This window comes from Streptomyces sp. 3330, from assembly GCF_031456635.1.
In the GTDB taxonomy this organism is placed as follows: Bacteria; Actinomycetota; Actinomycetes; order Streptomycetales; family Streptomycetaceae; genus Streptomyces.
On sequence record NZ_JAVDVA010000002.1, the window covers coordinates 528,222 to 549,919 of the forward strand.

Genomic DNA, 21,698 nt, shown 5'->3' on the forward strand with positions numbered 1-21,698 from the left:
AACTGTTCGCAGGGAACAAAAAATGAGCCATGCAATCCGGAGGGCCAGCGAACTGACGCTGGACGAGACGACGGTCACCGCTCTTCGGGCCGCGCTGAAGGCCACCGCCGACGAGGTCGTCCAGGCGATCATCGACGAGGTTCCTCCCTACGCCAACGCCCTGTCGGGCCACATGGGCGCCACCATCCGCCGCGCCGTCCGCACCGCCCTGGGGCACTACCTGGACCTCGCGAGCGGGAACGCCACAGGCGGTGACGGCGGCGACGCGGCCTACGAGCTGGGCCGCGGCGAGGTGCGCGACGGCCGTTCGATGGACGCCCTGCTCAGCGCCTACCGCGTCGGCGCCCGCGTCGCCTGGCGGTGCCTGGCGGCGGGTGCCGTCCCCGCGGGTCTGCCCGCCGCCGAGGTCGCCAAGTTCGCCGAGCTGACCTTCGCCTACATCGACGAGCTCTCCGCCGCGAGCGCCGCGGGCCACGCCGACGAACTGGCCGCCCGGGGCAGGGCCCAGGAGCGCCACCTGGAGCACCTGGCGCGCGACCTCCTCGCCGGCGCGAGCCCGGACGTCCTGCTGGCATCCGTCCAACGGGCCGGGTGGCAGCCTCCGGTTTCGCTGACCGCGGTCCTGCTGCCCGCCGCCCAGGCCCGGCCCGCCTACCGCACGCTCGACCCGAGCACCCTCGTCCTCGACGATCTGCCGGACGCCACCGGTGTGCTGCTCGTCCCCGATGCCGACCGATCACATCTCCTGCGGCAGCTGACCGACCGCACGGCCGTGGTCGGCCCGGCCCGGCCATGGACGCGTGCGTCCGCCTCGTACGCACGGGCCGTACGCGCGCGCTCCCTCTCCTCCGACATCCACGACACCGAGGACCACCTGCCCGAGCTGGTGCTGAGCGCCGACGCGGACGCGTACGCAGACCTGCGCGCCCGAGCTCTCGCACCGCTGCGGACCTTGCCTGCCGCGACCGCACGGCGGCTGGAGGAGACGTTGCGGGCGTGGCTGCTGCACCAGGGCAGGCGGGACGAGGTGGCGGCGGCGTTGTTCGTCCATCCCCAGACCGTCCGGTACCGGATGTCGCAGCTGCGGGAACTGTTTCCGGATCTCGCATCGCCGCACCGGGTCCTTGAACTGACGCTGGCGGTCGGTCTTCGGGTCGGCTGAGGCGTACGTCGACGGTCCGTGCCCATGAGCGCGCGCCACTGTGGTCCTGCGCCGGTCCCGTGCCTCCCTTCCGCCGGGTCGACGGGACGACCGACCGGGCGGACTGCCACACCGTGCGAGGGATGATGGGGACGTAGATGACGGAACGTGGGGTCAGGAGTTTCCATGGCGAAGCGGGTTCACCGACCCCGTGAGGACGCGGAGTTCGATTTCATCCTCAGGATGAGCGGAGTTCCGGTCCTCGCCTACTTCACCGGTACATGGCCCAAGGCGATCGAGCCCTGCCGGGTGATGGACCTCGTCGTGGGGGGCATCGCCGACGACTACGCGGGCTGTCTGACGGTCGTCCGCACCGACATCACGCGTTGTCCGGCCGCGACCGAGCGATACGGGATCACCGGAGCCCCGTCCTACGTCCTGCTGAAGGAGGGGGATCCGGTGGCGCACGGCACCGGACCCATGAACACCGCCGAGGTGCGGAACTCCCTTGACGGCCACCTCTGAGCGGCCCCTGCGGCTCATGGCCGATGCAGGCCTCGGAATCCGGTGCGCCACCCGAGGCTGAGCGAGGACGTGACCGCGCGAGCCCTTCGGCCTGAAGCCTGGACGGGCTGTGGACGCGCACGGGCAGGCGATGCCACCATTCCTTTAGCGTCTCCATGACGATAAAAGCGGAACGATTCTTTGGAGGGGTGACCGTGCAGAACGCAGAGGGAAGAAGCTCTGAGTACAGCGTCTGGGGGACGATCGAGCTGCGTCCTCCGGTCCCGGTGGCACGGTTGTGGGACCTGACCGTCCAGGATGCGTTCCAGGACGGTCGCGACACGGTGCGGCAAAGGGCGACCGAGCCGGAGCCCGCGGCGGCTGCCCGGACGTGGTGGGAGTTCGTCCCGGACGACGACGCGGGTACCGACGACCTGGGCCGTCCGCGGGCCGTCAAGTATCTCCGGGTGGACGCCCAGGGTGTCGCGCGTGCTGAGGTCGACAGCCGACTGCGGGACGTGGCCGCGTCGATCGGCCCGGACCATGCGTTCCACGGACACCTCACCTACGAGGGCTGGGTCGGCGACGACGGCGAGATCTGGCTCCACAGCGGCGACAGCCGGCCGGAGTGGCGCGACACGACGCCCCGGTACTGGTGACTCCGCTCGTCGAAGGAACGGGCGGCGGCCTGCCTGTCACCGGTATCGGCTTGGATGGGCACGTGACTGTCTATGACGTAGCTCGCCGACTCCCTTCCATCGCCGACCTGCGGGACCTGTGCCGTTTACTGGCGATGCTCGATGCGATCCTCAGTCCGGACGGGGAAGCCCGGTACTACTCCATGAACGCCCATTGGGCCGACGGCGAAGAGATGGCCTCGATGAGCGACGGGTCGGGTAACGAATACTCCATCGTCTTCTCGGCTGCCGGGGCTTGTATCCGTGGCTTCGACCATGAATCACCGATGAGCCCGTACGGCAACGACGGCGAGCCCTGGCCGGGAGTGATCGACGAGGTACCCGCGCCCTTCAAGCCGTTCGTCGAGGAGCCGGCGTTCACCGACGAGGACGGCGTCAGTGTCGTGACCGCCTGCTTGTGGCGGGGGGTGACGGATGATCGGTGGCATCACGGGACGATCGATTTCCCCGATCGCGCTGTCGATCCTGACGGGGGGTCGGGCCTGTTCGAGCTCCTGGTGGACCGTTCGCCGGAAGCCTTCCAGCGTTTCGCCGAGGACTACTACGAGGTCCCCGTGGACCTGGAGGCCGTGCGTCACGTGTATGCCTTGCGGCCGCTGAGCCCCGAGCTCGTGTCGTTGCTGAACCCTGAGGTCAGCTTGGCCGGCCTGGCACAGGACATCTCCGAGGTCGGCTACCCGCAGCCGGACCGGCAGCCGACCTGAACGCCCTCTGCAGGGAGGTCATTTCGCGACCGGAGGACGCAAGGATGAGAAGATCTACGTGGCGGAGTGGAAATGGCGGGACCCCGTCTCAAAGGCTTCCGCGCGGTCGCCACACGCTACGAACAACATGCCTACACCCACCTCGGCACCGTCACCATCGCAGTACTCATCATCTGGCTCCGCACATGATCCGAGAAACAGCGCCTGGTACAGCAACAGCGCTTGGGTCAAGGCATCAGTGCAAAGACAGGGGGCTGTCCGACTTGAGGACCGGACAGCCCCTACCCCATGTGTTCGTCGACCTTCTAGATGCAACCGTTTCTGGTGCAGACGGTGGAGTCGACCGCGGTGTAGGAAGAGGCCTGGTCGGCAGCCGCGTAGTAGGTGATGTCGACGCGGGTGGCGCCTCCGGGTACGTCAACGGGCAGCGTGCTGACAAAGGCTCGGTTGTTACCCGGGTCAGTGTTGATGCACAGCTTGCTCGACGTGCGTTCGGTAACCCGGCTGGTCCCGGCGTAGGCGACGAGTTCGACGAAGCGACAGCCGCTGGCCGCATGGTTGACAAGGTCAAGGTTGACCGATCGGTTGAGCCAGGTCAGGCTGCCAGCGGCCACACTGGCACCAGTAGCCACCCGAAAGCCCGTTTCGGGGTTCCGGGTGAAGCTCGTAGTGCACCCGCTACGAGAGCAAGTTGCAGTCTCCTTTGTCGCGTAGGTCAGCCCTCCGTCTTCGGAAATCCAGTGAGTGAGCTCCACCTTGGCTGCGCCGCCCTCGACGGCGGAGAAGCTGAACATTCCGGAAAAGGGTCGAGTGGTGTTGATGCACAGCGGGCTGCTAGATCGCTGCTGTGTGGAACCGTCTGCGCCGGTAGCAGTCAGAAACACCTTGCGGCAGCCGCTAGAGACGTAGTTGTTCAATTCGAAGGACACAGACCTGTTGGCCCATGTCAGTTCTCCGGCTGCCACGCTCGCGCCGTAGGTCACCTTGAAATCGGTCACGTCCCGGTCGGCGTCCACCGCAATGGGAACGTTGACGCAGCCGCTCCGGGTGCAGAGGTCGGCATCCTTGGGGACGTAGGGGCTTACGCCGTCATCGGATGCCACATAGGTCAGCTCAACCTTGGTGACTCCTCCTGCAACCCCGGAGAAGTCGAAAATATCATCGAATGGGCGGGTTGTGGCGGTGCATAGCGGGCTCGACGAAAAGTCTTGCGATGAGCCGTCTGCTCCAGTGGCTTTCAAAAGTACCTTGCGACAGCCGCTGACGACCTTATTGTTCAGCTCGAAACTGACCGACCGGTTGAGCCAGGTCAAGGTGCCGGAGGCGACGCTGGCGCCGTGAGAAACCTGAAATGCCGTTGTCTTTGGCGGCGCAACCGGCTTGACTAGCGTTGGATTCAGTGAGGAAACCGACACCATATCGAATACTCCGAAGTAACCCGCCTTCCAGTCGGAGTCCGCCTGTCCGTTGGGCGGATTGCCGTCAGTGGAGACATGGGTGAACGCCTCAACACCAACCCAGCCCTGAAACCGCCCGGAGTCGTCGATCACCTGGAGCATCGGCCGGGGGTGCGAGTTGTACTCATAGCACTTGCCCTCCGCAGGCTTCCCCGCCAGTCCTTGACACCAATACTCCTCAGTGTTTCGCCGTCCGCCGCTCACCTCGCCGATGTAGCGCACACGGGTTGCCGGGGCAGTATTGCCGTCCCATGCTTTCCGGCATGTGCCGGCACCTTCCTGAAGGAATCCCATGCATGGACCGGACTGGCACTTACGCCAAGGACTGTTGTTGTTGCCGTTGACGCGGCTGAAGGTCCAGTCGCCGCCCGATCCTTCACGGCCGACTGTCCCCTGATTGGTCCGGACGTAAGCGCCTTTGTATACCTGCGAATTGTACTGCGGGTTGCTGAGAAGTTCGTCCATGCTGACCCGACTGTCTGCGTCGAGCCCGAAGTTACTGCCGTATCCGATACCGAAAGTGGCACTGTAATCGGAAAATGGGTTGTCGTTGCCGGGCATTGTGACGGCGGTGGTTTGACCGTAATACGTCGGGCTGGTGATCCGGGCCACGCCACCGGACGCCAGTCCGCTCTCGACGTTCCAGTACTCAGTGAGCCGCTTATCGAGCTCCTGCCCATAAACTGTGCCACCAGTCCATGTTACTGAGAGGCGGTTATCGGCCGTATATGCGAAGGTGCCCGTGTATGTGCCGTCCGGGGTGCCTCTGAAGCCCTCGACCGTTCTGAGTGAGCAACCCGGAACTTCGCCACCGCAGTTCGTGCTCATTGCGTTCTCGCGCATTGGCTGGGACTTCTGATCCCAGTACCAGAAGCTGGACTTGGCCGTGCCGTCCGTTGAAAACTCGTAGTATCCGAGCCGGACCCAGTTGTCGTGCGAGAGGTCCAGTCCCCCGACAGAGACGACCCAATTCTGCTTGCCGCCGGGCAAGGCCGGGGCTGCCTGCGCCGCGCCCGTCGACACCACCATGGACGCGAGGAGTATGAGAAGGCCGAACAGCGCTGCTGTTCCCCGTCCACCAAACCTTATGGGCGTTCTGTTCTGTAGTGCCATAATTCCCCCATTCGGTTCCCCGGTGAGGCCGAGGAATCGTGTGCGTGCAGTGTTCATGTGAGACAACGGATCGTATGGGATGGGGCGCTGGCCCAGCACGACGCCACTCGGTATGGCGCTCTAATGAAGGGGTGTTGCACAAGGTCGCGTTGGGGCAGGTCAGGGCCTGCGACCACAGTCTTCTGGTCTTGATGCGGGGGCCAGGTTGTGTATGTGTGCGACAGCTTGAACGGCGTGGTGGAGGCCGTCACCGTGCTGTCGGCAGTCGCGGAGGATCTTGTAGTTCTTCCTCTGCCGATCACATGCTCCACCCGGGCACGCACCTTGCGGTGGGCGGCGTTGTCGGCTTCCTCGCCTGACAGCAGGGGCCGACGCGGGCGTTTGCGGTGCGGCACGGCCATCCCGCAGTTGAGGTGGGCGCCGTCGCCCAGGACGGTCACGCCCTGGCAGTGTTCGCTCAGCCCGGAGGCTCGCCAGGCGTGCGCGTCCGCGGTGGTGCCGTCAGGTTCGTCCGCTAATACACCGCGACCAGCAACACCCGCTCGGCCGGCGGCAGGCTCCACGGCCGGCCCTGCATCGTGCCGTTGCCACCCCGCTCACGCGCTGTCCTGAGCAAGCGCGAAAACTGCGTCAACCGCAGCCCCGTGAACGTCTCCATCCACACCTGTTCAGCACGCAACACCCCAGCCATACAAGGGAAATGCCCAGCGCGCAGCCTTGTGCAACACCCTTCGCGGGGTGTCCCGTAACTCCGCAGACCGTTTGCCTGGCTTTGTAGGTGAGAGTTGAGGCCAGGTGTTGGTGGGTTGTGACTCCAGTGCCGTCGGTAGAGAGTCGATGTCGGTGAGTTTTGACTCCACGGGGGGGGCTTGTGGTGGGAGTATCGGGGTGCATCGGCTAGCGCTGGGTGGCTCAAGTGCCCTTTTCGAAGGTCGAGTTGTACGCGGCGATACGCCATGACGCTCGGGTCGAAGGGCTGTCCAGCAGGGCTTTGTCGGCCAAGTACGGGGTGGGCCGGCGGACGGTCGCGATGGCGTTGGAGTCGGTGTGGCCGGCGCCGCGCAAGCAGGTTCCGGCCCGGGTCTCGCGCCTGGATGCGTTCAAGGCGACGATCGACCAGATCCTGCGGGATGACCTGGACGCGCCGCGCAAGCAGCGGCACACCGTCAAGCGGGTCTTCGACCGGCTGATCGACGAGCGCGACGCGCGGGGCGTGACCTACTCGATGGTCCGGGCCTACCTCTTCCAGCGGCGCCCGGAGATCCGCGTCGAGGAGGGCCGGGGGCCGCCGCAGGCGTTCGTGCCGCAGACCCACCGCCCCGGCGATGAGGCGGAGGTCGACTTCGGAGACGTCTGGATCCACCTGAACGGCGTTCCGACCAAGGTGTTCCTGTTTTCGCTGCGCCTTTCGTTCAGCGGGAAAGCCGTGCACAAGATCTTCGCTTCGTGCGGGCAGGAAGCGTTCCTGGAAGGCCACGTCCACGCACTGGAGGTGCTGGGCGGCGTGCCGCGCGGCAAGGTCCGCTACGACAGTCTGCGCGCCGCGGTCAGCCAGGTGCTGGGCCGCACCCGGGGCCGGGTGGAAAGTGACCGCTGGACGGCGTTCCGCTCGCATTTCTCGATCAACAGTTTCTACTGCAATCCCGGCATTGAGGGCGCCCATGAGAAGGGCGGCGTCGAGGGGCAGATCGGCTGGTTCCGCAGAAACCATCTGGTCCCTGTTCCGAAAGTCACCACGCTGGCGGAGCTGAACGCGATGGTGGAGCGCTGGGATGAGGAGGACGACGCACGCCGGATCATGCAGCGGGCGCTGACCATCGGTGAGATGTTCGCCGTCGAGCGCCCGCTGTTGGTCCTGTTGCCGGAGGAGGAGTTCGAGACCGGGCTGGTGTCCTCGCTGCGGGTGGACCGCTACAGCGAGGTCAGCGTGCGCACCAACCACTACTCGGTGCCGGTGCGGCTGATCGGCCGGATGGTGCGGGTCGTGCTGCACGCCTCCGAGCTGGTGGTCTACGACGCGCACAGGGAAGTCGCCCGCCACGAGCGGCTGATCGCCAAGGGCGGCTCCCGGCTGGTGCTGGACCACTACCTGGAGGCGCTGGTCCGCAAACCGGGTGCGCTGCCCGGGGCGACTGCGCTGGACCAGGCCAGGTCGGCGGGCAAGTTCACCCCGGTCCACGACGCCTGGTGGCAGGCGGCTTGCAAAGCCCACGGCGACGCGGAGGGCACCCGGGCGCTCATCTCCGTCCTGCTGCTGCACCGGCACATGGTCCACGAGCATGTCGTGGCCGGGATCGCGACCGCGCTGCGGGCCGGCGCGCTGACCGCCGACGCGGTCGCCCTGGAGGCCCGCAAGTGGGGCGAGGCCGACCAGGGCGCCGACCAGGACATCCCGCCGCGTCGGGTGGACGGCGGGGCGACGGTGACCTCGCTGACCGAGCGGCGCCTGGCCGCGCTGCCGCCCGATCCCAGGCCGCTGCCGTCGGTGGCCGTCTACGACCAGCTGCTGCGATTCCGCCGGGCGTCCCGCCGACGGCCCGGCATACCAGGAAGAGGCACCGTGACCGCCAAGCGCAACCGCGGACTGACCGAACAGGCCGCCGACACCGCCGTGGACCAGGCGTGCCGGATGCTCCGGCTGCCCACCATCCGTTCCCAGTACCCCGAGCTGGCCGAAGCCGCCGGCCGTGACCAGATGACCTACCGCGGGTTCCTGGCCGAACTGCTGCTGTCCGAATGCGACGACCGGGCACGGCGCCGCTCGGAACGCCGGATCAAAGCGGCTGGCTTTCCGCGCGAAAAGTCGATCCGGCAGTTCGACTTCGACGCCAACCCTGTCATCGACCCGGCTGTCATCCACACCCTCGCCAAGTGCGACCGGGTCAGGAAGGGCTTGCCGCTGTGTCTGATCGGCGACAGCGGAAACCGGCAAGTCCCATCTGCTCATCGCGCTGGGCACCGAGGCGGCGATGCACGAGTACCGGGTGAAGTACGTGCTGGCCACCAAGCTCGTCAACGAGCTCGTGGAGGCGGCCGACGAGAAGCTGCTGGCCAAGACCATCGCCCGCTACGGCCGCGTCGATCTTCTCTGCATCGACGAACTCGGCTATATGGAGCTTGACCGCCGTGGGGCGGAGCTGCTGTTCCAGGTTTTGACGGAGCGTGAGGAAAAGAATTCTGTGGCGATCGCCTCCAACGAATCCTTTGGAGGCTGGACCAAAACCTTTACGGATCCAAGGCTCTGCGCGGCCATAGTGGACCGATTGACGTTCGGCGGCAACATCATCGAGACCGGCACCGACTCCTACCGGCTGGCCGCCACCCGCGCCCGCGCCGAACAACAGGCCGCAGCACAGCAGGCTGCCAGCTGACTCCCGACCGCACCCTCTACGGCCCCGCGACCCCAACAGTCACGGGGCCGCCGCGTTCGGCCTCGGGGAACATCGGTACAGCGGATATCGGTGAGAACGATCATGGCCGTCTAGCACAGTGATCCACTTCGCCGCTGGGGTTCGGTGAAACGCCTCCGGGCCTGCTCCAGGGCTGGCCCTGTCCACCTCGGTGGTCGCGCTGCTCGTCTCGGAGGCGTGCAACATCGGCCTGGCCCCGGTGGTGAACCCCGGCTACGAGACGCTGACCCGGGCCCGGCTCGTGCACGTCGACCAGTACTACCTACGCGCCGACACCATCGCCGCGGCGAACGCCACGCTGATCGCTGCCCGCACGACAGGGACCGGCCCCGATCCTTCGATCGGGGCCGGTCTCGGTGCGTCAACCGGCGACGGTGGTCAGGTTGCCGGGCACGTAGGATCCACCCTGGTTGTTGAGGATCACGCCGAGCCGGTTGGTCGCGTTGATCATGGCGACGAGGGAGACGAGAGCGATGGCCTGCTCCTCGTCGTAGTGCTTGCGCACCTGGGCCCAGGTCTCGTCAGTGACCCCTGCATATCCGTCGATGATGCGGGTCCCCTCCTCGGTGAGGGCCAGCGCGGCCCGCTCGGCGCCGGTGAACACGGTGGAGTGCCGCCAGGTGGCGACGAGGCTGAGCCGGGCCGCGTCCTCGCCGGCGGCGGCGGCGTCCTTGCTGTGGATGTCGACGCAGAAGCCGCAGCCGTTGATCTGGCTGGCTCGCAGCTGCACCAACTCCTGGGTGGATTTGGGCAGCGGCGACTCCTGGATGACCTGACTGACGGCGTAGATCCGCTTGCCGACCTTCGTGCCGAGCTCGGTGTCGAACAGGTTCATACGGGTTTCCATCGGGGCTTCCTCACTCCTGGAATCGTGTGGCTGATGCCCATGAGGCGCCGGTCGCCGCGCTCCTGTGACACGGGGCGGATGTGACGTGTGCCACGGGGTGCGGCTGTCACAGAACCGGGGTCAGCAGCGTCCCGTGTACGACACGCGCCACAGGTGGCGAGACGGAAGTCGGGAGCTGACGATGGTGGACAGGGATGCCGGTACCGATGCGGGGGCGGCCACGACCACGGCCACGGATAGCTTCATCGCCCACCGCAATCTGCTGTTCACGGTGGCCTACGAGATGCTGGGCTCGGCGGCCGACGCCGAGGACATCCTCCAGGAGACCTGGCTGCGCTGGTCGGGCGTCGACCACACCACAGTCCGCGACCCGCGCGCCTTCCTGGTCCGCATCACCACCCGCCAGTCCCTGACCCGCCTTCGCACACTCCGCCGCCGCAAGGAGTCCTACGTCGGCCCGTGGCTGCCCGAGCCGCTGCTCATCGCGCCCGACGTGGCCGAGGACGTCGAGCTCGCGGACAGCGTCTCCATGGCGATGCTCCTCGTACTGGAGACCCTCGCGCCGACCGAGCGTGCCGTGTTCGTGCTGCGGGACGTCTTCGACCTGGACTACGACGAGATCGCGCAGGCCGTCGACAAGACCCCGCCCGCCGTCCGCCAGATCGCGCACCGCGCCCGCGCCCACGTCGCCGCGCGCCGCCCTCGCGGGACGGTCTCCCCGTCCCAGACCCGCGACGCGCTCGCCGCCTTCCAACAGGCGGTGGAAACAGGCGACTTGACCGGACTCCTCAACATGATCGCCCCGGACGTTGTCCTCCTGACGGATGGCGGCGGAGTCGTCCGGGCCGCCGTGGAACCGGTGGTGGGCGTGGCCGACGTGACCGAGGTCCTGGCCAGGCTCAGCGGCGCCCTTTTGCAACCGACCCTGGTCAACGGCCACCCGGCCCTGATCATCCGCCGCGACGGCCGGATCGACACGATCGTGGCCCTCCGTCTGGACGCCGGCCTCATCACCGGCCTTTACGCCGTCCGCAATCCCGAGAAGCTGTCACGCATGAACCGCGAGACGGCGATGGGCCGCTGACGGGGTTCGCATGGCGTGCGTCGGGGGCATTGACCACGCCGTGGAGGCCGGCGCCCGAGCTGACGGCCCGTCTCCGGGGGCAGCAGCGAGGGGGAAGGCGTGCCACAGGACATCGACTTCGACATCCGAATTCCGTCCTGGACGAGCCCGGAGCGTTCCGCGGCCCGGGAGCGCAACCTGCTGTGGGCCCGCCGCATGCGCCTTCCCCACCTGGCGCAGGAAGCGACCATCCGGTACGTCGACGTGATCTGCGCCTACCTGCGCGGCATCTACGACTGGCACCGGGTGGCAGTCCGCTACGCCTGCGAGGTCTCTGGGGAAGCTTCCCCTGACACGACGGGCTGCCTCGACGTCAGCGATCTAGCAGCCGCCGTGCCGACCCGTCCCCCGGAGGCCGCGCGGTGAACTCGGCTCGGACCCGGACCCACCAAGATCAAGTACTGGCGGCATTTGGCCTTACCTCGCTACCCCTACGAGAACCGCGTCAGCACCCTCACGCCGACCGAACCATGATCGTTCTCACCGATATCCGCTGTACCGCTGTTCCAAGCGCCGCCAATTGCATCGGATGCGAACTTGCGACGGTCTGCGATGCGGCGTCGGCGGATGCCCGGATTCCCCTGCGTGACCAGGGCGGTTGAGGCCCTGAAACGGCATGCGACGTTAGCGGGTGGCGGCACGTGAACGCCAGCCGTGTCACTCGTATGGCTGGCTGGCCTGCGGATCGGCGGCCGACTCGCATCGGATGCGGTTTTCTCGCACCGAATGCGAGTGACGGAGGGTGGCGGAATGGTGGGGTTCAGTGGGTCGACGGGGTCGCGTTGCTGCGGCCGGAAGAACACGTCTTCAAGGCGATGCTGACGGGGTTCGCCAACCAGCAGCTGGCCCGGAATCTGGCTCGCACGACCGTGGAGGGCCGGGAGAACACGGTGAAGGCGTTCGCGGCCTACGTGAACACCTATCCGTGGTTCTGGACGCCGGCGATGGTCGACGAGTGGCTCGGTGACCTGCGCTCTTTGCGAGAGTTGAAGCGTTCGACGATCCGCTCGTACTCCGAGGCGGTGCGGGCGTTCTGCCACTTCGTCACTGACCCTCTCTACGAGTGGACGGCGACCTGCCAGGAGCGGTTCGGCACCCACCCCGTCCAGGTCGTGCACGAGTGGAACACCGCGGTGCACGTCCAGGACAACGAGGCGGACGCGAAGAAGCGCGCCTTCACCAAGTCTGAGCTGCACGGCTTCTTCGCGCACTGCGACGACGAGGTCGCTCGCATCCGGGCCTTCGGCCGCAAGGGGTGGCTGCCCGCTTTCCGCGACGCCACCTTGTTCAAGACCGCGTACGCCTTCGGGCTGCGGCGCAACGAGACGAGGATGCTGGACGCCGCCGACTTCGGCCGCAACCCATACGGCGGCGAGTTCGGCGAGTATGGCCGGTGCCAGGTCCGGTTCGGCAAGGCCAAGAAGGGCTCGCCGCCCAAGCGCCGCGGGGTGCTGACCGTGTGGGGGCTGGACCCCGGACGTTCTGGACGAGTGGTTCACCGAGGTCCGCCCGCTGTTCGGTACCGACGACAACCCGGCGGCCTGGCCCTCCGAGCGGGGCTTGCGGATCGGCTGCCAGCGGCTCAACTCCCGCTTCATCGCCTACCGCAAGGCCCTGGGCCTGGACGACGGGCTCGACTTCCACTCCTTCCGCAGGTCCTACGTCACCCACCTGATCGAGGACGGCTGGGACCCGCGCTTCGTCCAGGAACAAGTCGGCCACGAGCACGCCAGCACCACCTCTCTTTACACCTGCGTGTCCTCGGACTTCCGCACCCGCACCCTGCGGCGGCACCTGGACTCCACCCTCGCCGCGGCCCTCCAGCCCCCGACCGGGAGGCAAGCATGAAACGCAACGTCGGATACGTGTGGCGGCTGCGCGAGGTCATGGCCCAGCATCAGATCTTCACGGCCACCGAACTGGTGCCGCTGCTGCGTGAACGGGGTATCGACTTGTCCGCCTCCCAGGTGCACCGCCTGGTCTCCGGCACCCCGGAACGCCTGTCGTTGCAGGTCATGGCCGCGTTCTGCGACATCCTGTCCTGCACCCCGGCCGACCTGGTGGCCACCACCGCCGAGAACGCCGGCGTCCGCAAGACCGCCACCGGAGACCTGCCGGCCCCGCCCGCGAACGTCGCGAAGCTGCGGCCCCGCGCCGCCCGCATCCTGCCCGACGCATGACCCGCACCTACGCCACCGACGAACAGTACGAACGCTGGTACATGGCCGAGTGCTGCCGCTGCGAACCGCCGCAGGCACAAGGCCGGCAGCTGGCCGGACGGATACGTCTGCCGGACCTGCTCGGACCGCGCCGTCCGAACACGGGGGACCTGCCCGGGATGCGGCCAGGAGCGTGCCCTTCCCGGGCTTCGCCCCGGTGACGGGGCCGCGATCTGCACCACCTGCGCCGGCTTCTCCCAGACCTTCGACTGCTCGCGCTGCGGCGTTGAGGGCAAGCTCCTGGGCGGGCGACTGTGTGAACGCTGCACGCTCACCGACCGCCTCACCGCGCTCCTGGACGACGGCACCGGACACATCCACCCTGCACTGGTTCCGCTGTTCGACCTGCTGGTGGCGATGGACAAGCCCAGGAGCGGGCTGGCCTGGCTGGAGATGCGCCGCGGCCAGCCGGGAAACGCCTCGCAGTGCTTTAGCTACATACAGTCAGCATCACCCTGGCTTCCCCCAAGAACCGGCGACAGTTAAATACGCGAGCCCACCAGTACCGAGGCAGGCGTTCGCCGGCGCCGCCCAAGGTGGAGTCACTTCTCACCTACCAAACGAGACCCTCCGGCTGCCAAGTGGAGCCAGAACTCACCTACAAACGGAGTCAATGAACACATACGAAGCCAGTTTGCCGGTGTCCGTGTCGATCTGCTTGGCCGACATCCTGTCGAGGCCGCGCCGCGGACGTGTCGGAGCCGGAGGAGGACGAGCCCGGCGTCGAACGAGTCAGGCGTCAGCCGCCTGTGTTGCCGGCGCGCAGCAGGGCGAGCTGGTACTCGACGGCCCCGGTGAGCCGCGCGTCGTCGTCGGTGGCGAGGAGGTCGAGCAGGGCGCCCCGCAGGACGGCCAGGGCCAGGGTCCGGCGGGTGGCACCGTCCTCGCTGTCGCGCTCGGCCGGCGGCTGGAAGCCGGCCAGGACGTCGAGCCAGTCCTCTACCGTCGCACGGGCGAACCCCGCCCAAGCCCCGTCGGGCTGGACGAGGGAGCGGGTGTACGCCTCGGCCCATAGCCGCAGCAGCGGCCGATGCTCCGTCGCGGCGAGCCACGTCCAGAGCCGTTCGACGGCGGGCGCGAGTCCGGCCGGGCTTTCGGGCTGCCAGGCCCGGTCCAGGAGTGCCAGCTCGTCGGCGCGGGCGCGCGCCAGCAGCGCCCGCAGCAGGCCGTCCTTGCTCTCAAAGAGGAAGAGCAGGACCCGTGGGCTGGAGCCGATGGCCTCGGCCAGCGGGCGCAGGGACAGGTCGGCCAGGCCGTGGGCGAGGGCGTACTGGTAGGCCGCTTCCAGCAGCTCGGCCTGCCGGGCGGAGGGGGTTGGCGCTTCCTGAGGCATGCAGCTAGCCTAACTGAAACAACTGTTTCAGTGGTGTGGTTCGATCGCGGGGCCAGGAGAGCAGCGCATGTATCAGCAAGATCAGAAGCAAGTCGTCATACGCCGTGCTGACCGTCCCGGCGACCTTGGGTGGGTGGTGATGGCCCACGGCGAGGCATACGACCAGCAGTTCGGCTGGAACACCGACTTCGAGGTCCTGGTCGCCAATATCGTCGCCGACTACGGAACCAAGCACGATCCGGCACGAGAGGCGGGCTGGATCGCCGAGGTCAATGGCCGACGCGTGGGCTGCATCTTCCTCGTCGCGGGCGACCGGCCGGAAGTGGCCAAGCTGCGGATTCTGCTCGTCACCCCGGAGGGCAGAGGCCTTCGCCTCGGGACGCACCTGGTGGAGAAGTGCCTCGCCTTCGCCCGTAAAGCGGGCTATGAGCAGGTAACGCTGTGGACCAACGACGTGCTCACGGCGGCGCGCAAGATCTACCGGAGCTTCGGCTTCACCCTCGCCGACGAGGAGCGCCACCACAGCTACGGCCAGGAGCTTGTCGGCCAGAACTGGACCCTCGACCTGCGCACCGGCGCGACGGACAGCGACAGCTGACCGACACAGCGAAGTCCGCGCTGGGCCCCACCGGTACCGGAGTCCCCTAGGTCGTGTCCGCAAAGTCAGGGCAGCCAGAGCCGGAGGCAGGCCAGGGTGACCAATGCCTGGTAGCGGCGGGCGCGTTTGTCGTAGCGGGTGGCCAGGGCTTTGCTGTGTTTGAGCCGGTTGAAGCACCGTTCGACGACGTTGCGGCGCCGGTGGGCCGCGCGGTCGAGTCGGCATCTGCTCTCGCCGCGCCGGATGCGGCCGTTGATCTGGTCGATCCGCTCGGGGATGGCAGCTTTGATGCCCCGGCTGCGCAGGTAGGCGCGGATCTTCGTGGATGAGTGGCCCTTATCCGCGACGACCAGGGCTGGGGGGCGTCCTGGCCCGCACCGCTTGATGCGGATGCGGGCCATCACCGCCTCGAACTGGGTGCAGTCGTTGACGTTGCCCGCGGTGAGGGTGAAGGCCAGGGGCCGTCCCTGCCCGTCGCGGGCGAGGTGGATCTTCGTGGTCAGCCCACCGCGGGACCGGCCGATGGCCTCGCCCGCCCAAGGCCCCCTTTTCGGGCTCCGCCCTAGATGCGCGAGTTGCGCAGTGACTGCCGGACGGCGCCGACCAGTGCCCGCGTCGCCCGGGGGAGCGACAGCTGTTCGTGCTCGCGGTACAGGGCCCAGTTGTATTGCACGAGCGACAGCTTGTTGGAGGACAGCGATCCCGCCTGGTGGGCCCGGTACACCGCAAGCGGCTCAGCAAGCCCCCGGGCGTCGGCGCCGTCCCGCATGATCGACAGCCAGAGGGCGTAGTCCTGGCGCTTGCGCATCTCCGGCATCAGCCTCGTGCCCAGGACCTTGCGGTCGTACATGGCGGTGAGAGCACCGATGTGGTCTTGGATCAGCATCGCGCGGTAGTCCACGTGCTCCCGCGCGCGGATCACTCGCCCGTTGGGGACCCAGTCGGTGCTCTCGCCGTCGTAGTCGGCGTCCATCTTGTAGTACGACGTGAACGTCAAAGGCGCGTCGCCTTCGGCGGCGAAGGCGAGCTGCTTCTCGGTCTTCTCCGGAAGCCACATGTCGTCGCTGTCGAGAAAGGCGACGTAGTCCCCGCGGGCCCGCTCGATCGCGAGGTTGCGGGCCCGGCCCGCGCCGCCCCGCTCAGGTGCCGACCTCGGCAGGACGCGCTCGTCCTGCTCGGCGAGCTCGCGGAGCAGGTCCATGGAGCCATCGGAGGACTGGTCGTCGGTGACCAGCAGCTCCAGGTCGCCGTGGGTCTGTGTGAGCACCGACCGGACGGCTGCGCCGAGGGTGGTCACCGAGTTGTACACGGGCATCACGACAGACACCAGAGGCACAGTGCTTCTCCTTGCCAGACCAGGAACGACGGTCCATTGAAGCACCGCGAGCGAGTGGGGTCCGCATGCGGAGGTGTCAGGGCTGTGCAGGGCTCTCGCCGACCGCATGCGCCGCACGTGCGTCGTCGGCTGCGACGTGAACCCGCACCGCGTCCAGCCGCTCGCTCGCGCGGCCCCGCGAACCCGGCCGTCCGGTGGTCTGCGCCTCGCGCCGTCGTCAGGACCGCAAGCCTCGGGGGTGCACGAGCCTGGCACGGACCAGCGTCCGCCGATGCCTTCCGCCACCTTGAAGGCCGCCGATCGCTTTGCCGCTGCGCAGGCCGAGAATGCCGGCCTGCGCTGCGACGAACGCGAGCTCGCGGTGGCCGCGGTGGCGAGGCCCAGGACCGGAGCGGTTCTCGCAGGCCAGAGGCCCTCAGTCGCCGCCTTCTGCTGCAGGGCGCTGGGCGCTGGGCTCGTCAGGCGCGACGGTGGAGCCGCGGGGCATGACGTCGGTGTCGGTCCAGGTGGGTCCGAGGTTCTGCTGGTGATCGTCGTAGGGGCATCTGGGCTGGTGGAACTGACATGGTCTACTTCCGGCCGCGGTCTATCCCGCTGGCTTGATTGTGGTGCATGGTGTGCCGGTGGGATCCCGCTTCACCCCCGGGTGGATCCCCTTGATGGGCCCTGCCGTCCCGTGGGCGGCGGGGCCCGCCGCGCCTCCCGGCTCCCCACCGGGAGGCGTACGGCTGCCCGGGTTCAGCTGGTGCGAACCGCGCGCACCCCTCGTACGCTCGAACTGCTCGGGGTCTGTCGCGGAGGTCTGCCATGCCCCGAACCATCTGGTCCGGCGCCATCTCGTTCGGCCTGGTCACCGTGCCGATCCATGTTCAGTCCGCCACCGAGAGCCATTCGATCCGCTTCCACCAGTACCACCTGGAGGACATGGGCCGGGTCCGCACCCGGAAGGTCTGCGAGCTCGAGGACCGCGAGGTGTCGAACGCGGAGATCGGCAAGGGCTACGAGTACGCCAAGGACCAGGTCGTCGCCATCAGCGACGAGGATCTGCGCGACCTGCCGCTTCCGACGGCGAAGGCGATCGAGATCGACGCCTTCATCGCCGCGGACGACATCGACCCGATCCGGATCGGTGAGGGCTACTACCTGTCTCCGGACGGGCAGGTAGCGGCGAAGCCCTACAAGCTGCTCCGCGAGGCGCTGGCGCGGTCGTCGAAGGTGGCCATCGCGAAGTATGCGTGGTCCGGGCGTGAGCGGCTCGGCATGCTCCGGGTCCGCGACGACGCCATCGTCCTGCACGCGATGCACTGGCCCGACGAGATCCGCGACCCTGCCGAACTCCTCCCGGAGCCCGTCGACGTCTCCGAGGACGAGATCGATGGCGCGCTGGCGCTGATGGAGACGATGTCCCGCGACGACCTCGAAGGCGACGACTTCAAGGACAGCTACACGGAGGCCATGGAGAAGATCATCGAAGCCAAACGGGAGGAGAAGCCGCTTCCCGAGATGCCCGAGCCGGAGAAGCCGGGCCGGGTCCTCGACCTCATGGCCGCGCTCGAGGAGTCCGTCTCCAAGGCGAAGGCCTCCCGCGGAGAGAACGCCGACATCCACGAACTGCCGAAGACGAAGAAGAGGGCGGCCGCGAAGAAGGCCACGGCGAAGAAGCAACCGGCCAAGAAGAGCGCTGCGAAGAAGACGAGCGCACGGCGGCCCCGGAGCGCCTGAGTCACCCGTCAGTGGCGGACGGGGGAGGCAGAACAGTGGGCGGAAGCAGGGGAGCGTGGCGATTCGCCGCAGTTCGAACGCGTGCTGGAGAGGGTGCGCGTGCCCCGCATCGCGGCCGGGCTGGCCACGCGAAGCCCACATCGTGTGCGGGCCGACAAGGCGTACACGTCCCGCGAGAACGTCGCCACGCGCCCGGACAAGCTCGCGGTCCGCTACGAGGCGGCCGTTCTCGTCGCTGCCGTCAGCGAGTGGCTGTGACCTTTGGCCGTCACGCGCTGGGATCCACGTTCCATACCGCGGGCAGATCGCTGCCGCAGAAGACGCAGACGAAGTCTTCCTCGCGCACGATGTTGTGCTCCTGGCAGTCGGTGCGCCGCCGGAATACGACCTCGTGAGTGAAGCCGGAGGGCCGCCGGAGTTCCGCAGCGTCCAGAGCACGGGCGACCTCCGCCCAGGAGCTGACGTCCGGGCAGTACCCGGTGGACTGGTTGCTGACCTCGCTCACAGCCCACCAGTCTGCCTCGCGCATGAAGCTGATCTCGCCGGCACCCAGAACGATGTCTCCGCCGGCACAGGCCACGTGCTCGCTTCGCCGCGGCGCCAGCCGGAGCACACCGTCCGCGTCGACGACGAAGGTGAACGGTTCAGCCGGCTCCGCCACCGATTGCTCCACGATCCAGCCACCGAAGTCGGCCGCCGAGCCGATGCAACGCCCGCCGTCACCAGGCCGGACCGCAGCCCTCAGTTCGACCGGTCCGACATATCGATAACTCCGCCCCTGCCCAGTCACGTCAGCCAACCCAGAGCACTTCCGACACCCGCCCTAGTAGTCCCAGATGGCTTGCCCGTTGTAGTTCAAAGACCAGTGGTTGCCGGCTTGCAGGTGTTCCAGGACCGCTTGCTGTACGTAAGTGGTGGGCGTCAGACGGAGCGCTGTGGGGCGGTCCGCCGGCGACTGCCCGAAGGCGTGCTCCAGGGCGTCTCGGTCGCCGGGGGTGAGGCCCGTCTTGTCTGCCGGGCCGGGGCCCCTGTCGTGGAAGTAATGGTATGCGCTGGTGAAGCGCCGGATTTCGTGATCCTCGGGGAAGAAGTCCGCTACGGCGGGGTCGTTGATCCAGCTGCCGAGATAGCAGGGGATACCCGTGTAGCCGAACCTCACTCCGTTCGCGTACCGGCGGGGGAGCCGACAGAAGAAGCGGTGAATCTCGTTCGCCCAGGCCATGTCCGCACGGATTCCGAACGGCTCTGTGCCGTAGGGCAGTCGTAGGTCGATGTAGTCGTTCGAGGCCCGGCAGTCGAAGCCGCCGAGGCGGTAGCGGCGGCCCTGGAACACGGGCAGGACGTAGTCGTCGAAGGGGAATGGGGGCTCGACCACAGCTCCCGCCCCGACTCCTTGCAGTGTCCTGCGCCGTACGGCCACCTTTTCTCCGAGGATCCCCAGGCTCGCCCATGAGACCTCGTCCGACACCTTCATCGTCGCGTGCAGGGCGCGGACGTCCGGTACGACGGCGAGGCAGGCCAGCAGCGTGAGCCATCGGCCGGTCGGGCCGTGCTCGGTAAGGGCGGGACGCGACGGCATGGGGGTGTCGAGGCCTGTCGTGGCGCGCAGGGTCGCTACGGTGCGCTCCAGGAGCCAGCGCCAGGGCGTGCCGGGTTCGGTGACCTTCTGCGCCGCCTCGGCCATCTCCGCCTGGTCCTCAGCCGGTACCTTCAACTGCGTGAGCAGGGAGGTCAGGTGCTTTCCTGTGGGGATCCCTGCCCCAGCAGACCCGACGAGGGTGCGCTCCAGCGCCTCCGTCCATTCGCGGTGTTCCTCGCCCAGGCCCAGCGTCGCCCGGACCTCGGCCGCGTTTGCGCTCTCGCTTATCGTCATCACGACGATAAGCATAGCCCACAAGACTCCGAGTCCCGCAAGTGGCCTTCGTGCTGCGGCCGCCGGTGCCCTACGCGGTTGTTCGCTGGAGCCCGCGCACTTGACCTGCAGGTCCTCTCGTCGTGCTGCGACCCCCCCGCACAAAGTCCACCGGGACGCCGGCGCAGCTGGACGAGCCGACGTGGCGTCACCCGCGGATCCGCAGCCACCGGCGTTGGTGTGACCGGATTCCGCCCAGAGGTCGCATTCTCCCGTTGCTTCATCCCGTGATGCGGATGCGATCCGGCTATGACGGGTCGTCCCAGCAGATGGAGGCCTTCGCCGGTGAGGCGGCGGGCCATCAAGTCGGTCATGGCCAGGTGGATCACGGCTTCGGAGCGGGCGGGGAGGGCCTCGTAGCCGCGGGCCAGGCGGCGGTGGAGCATCAGCCAGCTGTAGGTCCGCTCGACCGCTCACCGCTTCGGTATCGGGGTGAGGGGCGGGTCGCAGCGAGGCCGGGGTGTGCTGCTCGCGGACGCGCTTGAGTGAGTGTCAGGTCCATCATCGCTGTTCGGAGGCGGTTTCGGTAGGACCCAGCGCACGTCCGTCCGGCCTTGTCGCAGCTGGGATCGCGCGCCAGACTCGTCGTCATCCACTCTCCGGCCAACGTGCCGGCAGCCTCTCTCGGTTGTCGGCGCGTTCGCCGTGCTGTCTCGCGTGCGACATGCACCGGCCGGGGGTGGCGGGACGAAGGGGGATCGATGGATCAGGACCTGGTTGTGCTGGCGAGGGTCAGGCTGCTCAGTGCCAACCGGCGGGTGGTACGCGGTGCAGAGGGGCTGTGGATCTACCGCGTTCTGGCACGGGTCGAGCCGGAGGCGTACGGGTCGAAGCTGGCGTACGTTTTGGTGGAGGCGAGCACGTCGCCCCTGGTACGGGAGCTGCCGGAGCGACGGTTGGCCCTGCTGGACGAGGCTGTGGAGGTGGCGAAGGCCCTCGATACGTCGAATCCCCACCGGGCGAAGATGCTGGCGAGGGCGGTGGCCGCAAGGCAGCGGGAGTCGGAGGGCCGCCTGGCGGAGCCGCTCGCACCTGACGAGGCGGAGGATCAGGTAGCCCGTCAAGCAGAGCCGGAAGGACACGCATGACCTTGCGGGTGCCGGGCGTTGGCTGTCCTGGACAGCGGCGAAGGTGAATGCCTGGTCGTGATGGAGAAAATCTGAGACATCGGGCGCCGATGACCGTGCACGTTTCGTCGGCGCCCGCTGACCCGGCCATCGAGGCCCAGGTCGAACCAGCCACCGACCAGGCGGCGGGTGTCCGTATGCCGAGGTGCAGTCGCCGGCCGCCGAGAGGCCAGGGACTTCGATGCTCGCCGCCTCCGGCCGAACCTCGTCGTGGACACCGGGGGGGCGTCCTCGGATGCACCGGACTGTCACGAGTTCCAGGTCGACGATTCCAGGTCACCCGTGGCCGTGTGCTGGGCCGGGAGAGGGCGGCACCTGGCGTGGACGACGGAGTCGGACGAGGCACCGTGTTCAGCCTGTGTGGACGACGGCGTAATTCCCCGGGGCGACGGTCACGTAATTCCCCAGGTCCTGGCCTTTGTGTGGGGCTAGGTTGTTAGAGGCTGTCCGGTGT

At 67.8% G+C, this 21,698-nt stretch carries 19 protein-coding genes and 6 pseudogenes; 15 read left to right on the top strand and 10 right to left on the bottom strand.

The window, feature by feature from the left end; all coding sequences use genetic code 11:
* Positions 1-22: 22 nt before the first annotated feature.
* The 4 genes from J2X68_RS05760 to J2X68_RS05775 all read left to right on the top strand — a co-directional run bounded on the left by J2X68_RS05760 (position 23) and on the right by J2X68_RS05775 (position 3,047).
* Positions 23-1,162, top strand: a complete 1,140-nt coding sequence (locus J2X68_RS05760; protein ID WP_310431331.1) for a helix-turn-helix domain-containing protein — start codon at positions 23-25, stop codon at positions 1,160-1,162.
* Positions 1,163-1,327: 165 nt separating this feature from the next.
* Positions 1,328-1,666, top strand: a complete 339-nt coding sequence (locus J2X68_RS05765; RefSeq protein WP_310431332.1) for a thioredoxin domain-containing protein — start codon at positions 1,328-1,330, stop codon at positions 1,664-1,666.
* 194 nt (positions 1,667-1,860) lie between these two features.
* A complete protein-coding gene (locus J2X68_RS05770) occupies positions 1,861-2,304 on the top strand; it encodes a hypothetical protein (RefSeq protein ID WP_310431333.1) in 444 nt (147 codons plus the stop codon).
* 44 nt (positions 2,305-2,348) lie between these two features.
* Positions 2,349-3,047: a hypothetical protein gene (locus J2X68_RS05775; protein ID WP_310431372.1), complete on the top strand. Its 699-nt coding sequence runs from the start codon at positions 2,349-2,351 to the stop codon at positions 3,045-3,047.
* Positions 3,048-3,352: 305 nt separating this feature from the next.
* Here J2X68_RS05775 and J2X68_RS05785 read toward each other — a convergent pair whose 3' ends face one another.
* Together J2X68_RS05785 and J2X68_RS05790 are read right to left on the bottom strand one after the other, a co-directional pair.
* Positions 3,353-5,533, bottom strand: a complete 2,181-nt coding sequence (locus J2X68_RS05785; RefSeq protein ID WP_310431334.1) for a hypothetical protein — start codon at positions 5,531-5,533, stop codon at positions 3,353-3,355.
* A 243-nt stretch (positions 5,534-5,776) separates the two neighbouring features.
* A pseudogene (locus tag J2X68_RS05790) lies at positions 5,777-6,308 on the bottom strand (transposase family protein).
* A 225-nt stretch (positions 6,309-6,533) separates the two neighbouring features.
* Here J2X68_RS05790 and istA point away from each other — a divergent pair.
* The 3 pseudogenes from istA to J2X68_RS05805 all read left to right on the top strand — a co-directional run.
* Positions 6,534-8,165: pseudogene (gene istA, locus J2X68_RS05795) on the top strand (IS21 family transposase); the annotation flags it as partial.
* A 12-nt stretch (positions 8,166-8,177) separates the two neighbouring features.
* A pseudogene (istB, locus tag J2X68_RS05800) lies at positions 8,178-8,988 on the top strand (IS21-like element helper ATPase IstB).
* Between the two features lie 178 nt (positions 8,989-9,166).
* A pseudogene (locus J2X68_RS05805) lies at positions 9,167-9,340 on the top strand (Tn3 family transposase); the annotation flags it as partial.
* A gap of 48 nt (positions 9,341-9,388) precedes the next feature.
* On the opposite strand, the gene J2X68_RS05810 reads toward J2X68_RS05805, so the two are convergent.
* Positions 9,389-9,874 carry a carboxymuconolactone decarboxylase family protein gene (locus tag J2X68_RS05810; RefSeq protein ID WP_310431335.1) on the bottom strand — a complete coding sequence of 162 codons (486 nt, stop codon included), beginning with the start codon at positions 9,872-9,874 and terminating at the stop codon, positions 9,389-9,391.
* Positions 9,875-10,055: 181 nt separating this feature from the next.
* On the opposite strand from J2X68_RS05810, the gene J2X68_RS05815 reads away from it, so the two are divergent.
* Positions 10,056-10,958: an RNA polymerase sigma-70 factor gene (locus J2X68_RS05815; RefSeq protein ID WP_310431336.1), complete on the top strand. Its 903-nt coding sequence runs from the start codon at positions 10,056-10,058 to the stop codon at positions 10,956-10,958.
* Positions 10,959-11,057: 99 nt separating this feature from the next.
* A complete protein-coding gene (locus J2X68_RS05820; protein ID WP_310431337.1) occupies positions 11,058-11,363 on the top strand; it encodes a hypothetical protein in 306 nt (101 codons plus the stop codon).
* Between the two features lie 553 nt (positions 11,364-11,916).
* Here the strand turns inward: J2X68_RS05820 and J2X68_RS05825 are convergent.
* Positions 11,917-12,045: a hypothetical protein gene (locus J2X68_RS05825; RefSeq protein WP_310431338.1), complete on the bottom strand. Its 129-nt coding sequence runs from the start codon at positions 12,043-12,045 to the stop codon at positions 11,917-11,919.
* A 512-nt stretch (positions 12,046-12,557) separates the two neighbouring features.
* On the opposite strand from J2X68_RS05825, the gene J2X68_RS05830 reads away from it, so the two are divergent.
* Positions 12,558-12,845: a tyrosine-type recombinase/integrase gene (locus tag J2X68_RS05830; protein ID WP_310431339.1), complete on the top strand. Its 288-nt coding sequence runs from the start codon at positions 12,558-12,560 to the stop codon at positions 12,843-12,845.
* Positions 12,842-13,177: a helix-turn-helix transcriptional regulator gene (locus tag J2X68_RS05835; RefSeq protein WP_310431340.1), complete on the top strand. Its 336-nt coding sequence runs from the start codon at positions 12,842-12,844 to the stop codon at positions 13,175-13,177. The genes J2X68_RS05830 and J2X68_RS05835 overlap by 4 nt, the downstream gene beginning before the upstream one ends.
* Before the next feature lie 778 nt (positions 13,178-13,955).
* Here J2X68_RS05835 and J2X68_RS05840 read toward each other — a convergent pair.
* Positions 13,956-14,549: a TetR family transcriptional regulator gene (locus J2X68_RS05840; RefSeq protein ID WP_310431341.1), complete on the bottom strand. Its 594-nt coding sequence runs from the start codon at positions 14,547-14,549 to the stop codon at positions 13,956-13,958.
* 67 nt (positions 14,550-14,616) lie between these two features.
* Here J2X68_RS05840 and J2X68_RS05845 point away from each other — a divergent pair, with 67 nt between their 5' ends.
* A complete protein-coding gene (locus J2X68_RS05845; protein WP_310431342.1) occupies positions 14,617-15,147 on the top strand; it encodes a GNAT family N-acetyltransferase in 531 nt (176 codons plus the stop codon).
* Between the two features lie 65 nt (positions 15,148-15,212).
* On the opposite strand, the pseudogene J2X68_RS05850 reads toward J2X68_RS05845, so the two are convergent.
* Positions 15,213-15,692 (bottom strand): annotated as a pseudogene (locus J2X68_RS05850) (IS5 family transposase); the annotation flags it as partial.
* Between the two features lie 17 nt (positions 15,693-15,709).
* A complete protein-coding gene (locus J2X68_RS05855; protein ID WP_310431343.1) occupies positions 15,710-16,483 on the bottom strand; it encodes a glycosyltransferase family 2 protein in 774 nt (257 codons plus the stop codon).
* A gap of 807 nt (positions 16,484-17,290) precedes the next feature.
* Here J2X68_RS05855 and J2X68_RS05860 point away from each other — a divergent pair.
* Positions 17,291-18,205, top strand: a complete 915-nt coding sequence (locus tag J2X68_RS05860) for a Ku protein (RefSeq protein ID WP_310431344.1) — start codon at positions 17,291-17,293, stop codon at positions 18,203-18,205.
* Positions 18,206-18,304: 99 nt separating this feature from the next.
* Complete coding sequence (locus J2X68_RS05865) at positions 18,305-18,463, top strand: hypothetical protein (protein WP_310431345.1); 159 nt, start codon at positions 18,305-18,307, stop codon at positions 18,461-18,463.
* Between the two features lie 10 nt (positions 18,464-18,473).
* On the opposite strand, the gene J2X68_RS05870 is transcribed toward J2X68_RS05865, so the two are convergent.
* From J2X68_RS05870 to J2X68_RS05880, 3 genes and pseudogenes are all read right to left on the bottom strand, one after another.
* On the bottom strand, positions 18,474-18,995 hold the full coding sequence (locus J2X68_RS05870; protein ID WP_310431374.1) for a hypothetical protein: 522 nt from the start codon (positions 18,993-18,995) through the stop codon (positions 18,474-18,476).
* Between the two features lie 33 nt (positions 18,996-19,028).
* Positions 19,029-20,093 (bottom strand): acyltransferase domain-containing protein, encoded by a 1,065-nt coding sequence (locus J2X68_RS05875; RefSeq protein WP_310431346.1) that lies wholly within the window; start codon positions 20,091-20,093, stop codon positions 19,029-19,031.
* A 271-nt stretch (positions 20,094-20,364) separates the two neighbouring features.
* Positions 20,365-20,545 (bottom strand): annotated as a pseudogene (locus tag J2X68_RS05880) (IS5/IS1182 family transposase); the annotation flags it as partial.
* Positions 20,546-20,818: 273 nt separating this feature from the next.
* On the opposite strand from J2X68_RS05880, the gene J2X68_RS05885 reads away from it, so the two are divergent.
* Positions 20,819-21,205 carry a hypothetical protein gene (locus J2X68_RS05885; protein ID WP_310431347.1) on the top strand — a complete coding sequence of 129 codons (387 nt, stop codon included), beginning with the start codon at positions 20,819-20,821 and terminating at the stop codon, positions 21,203-21,205.
* Positions 21,206-21,698 lie beyond the last annotated feature (493 nt).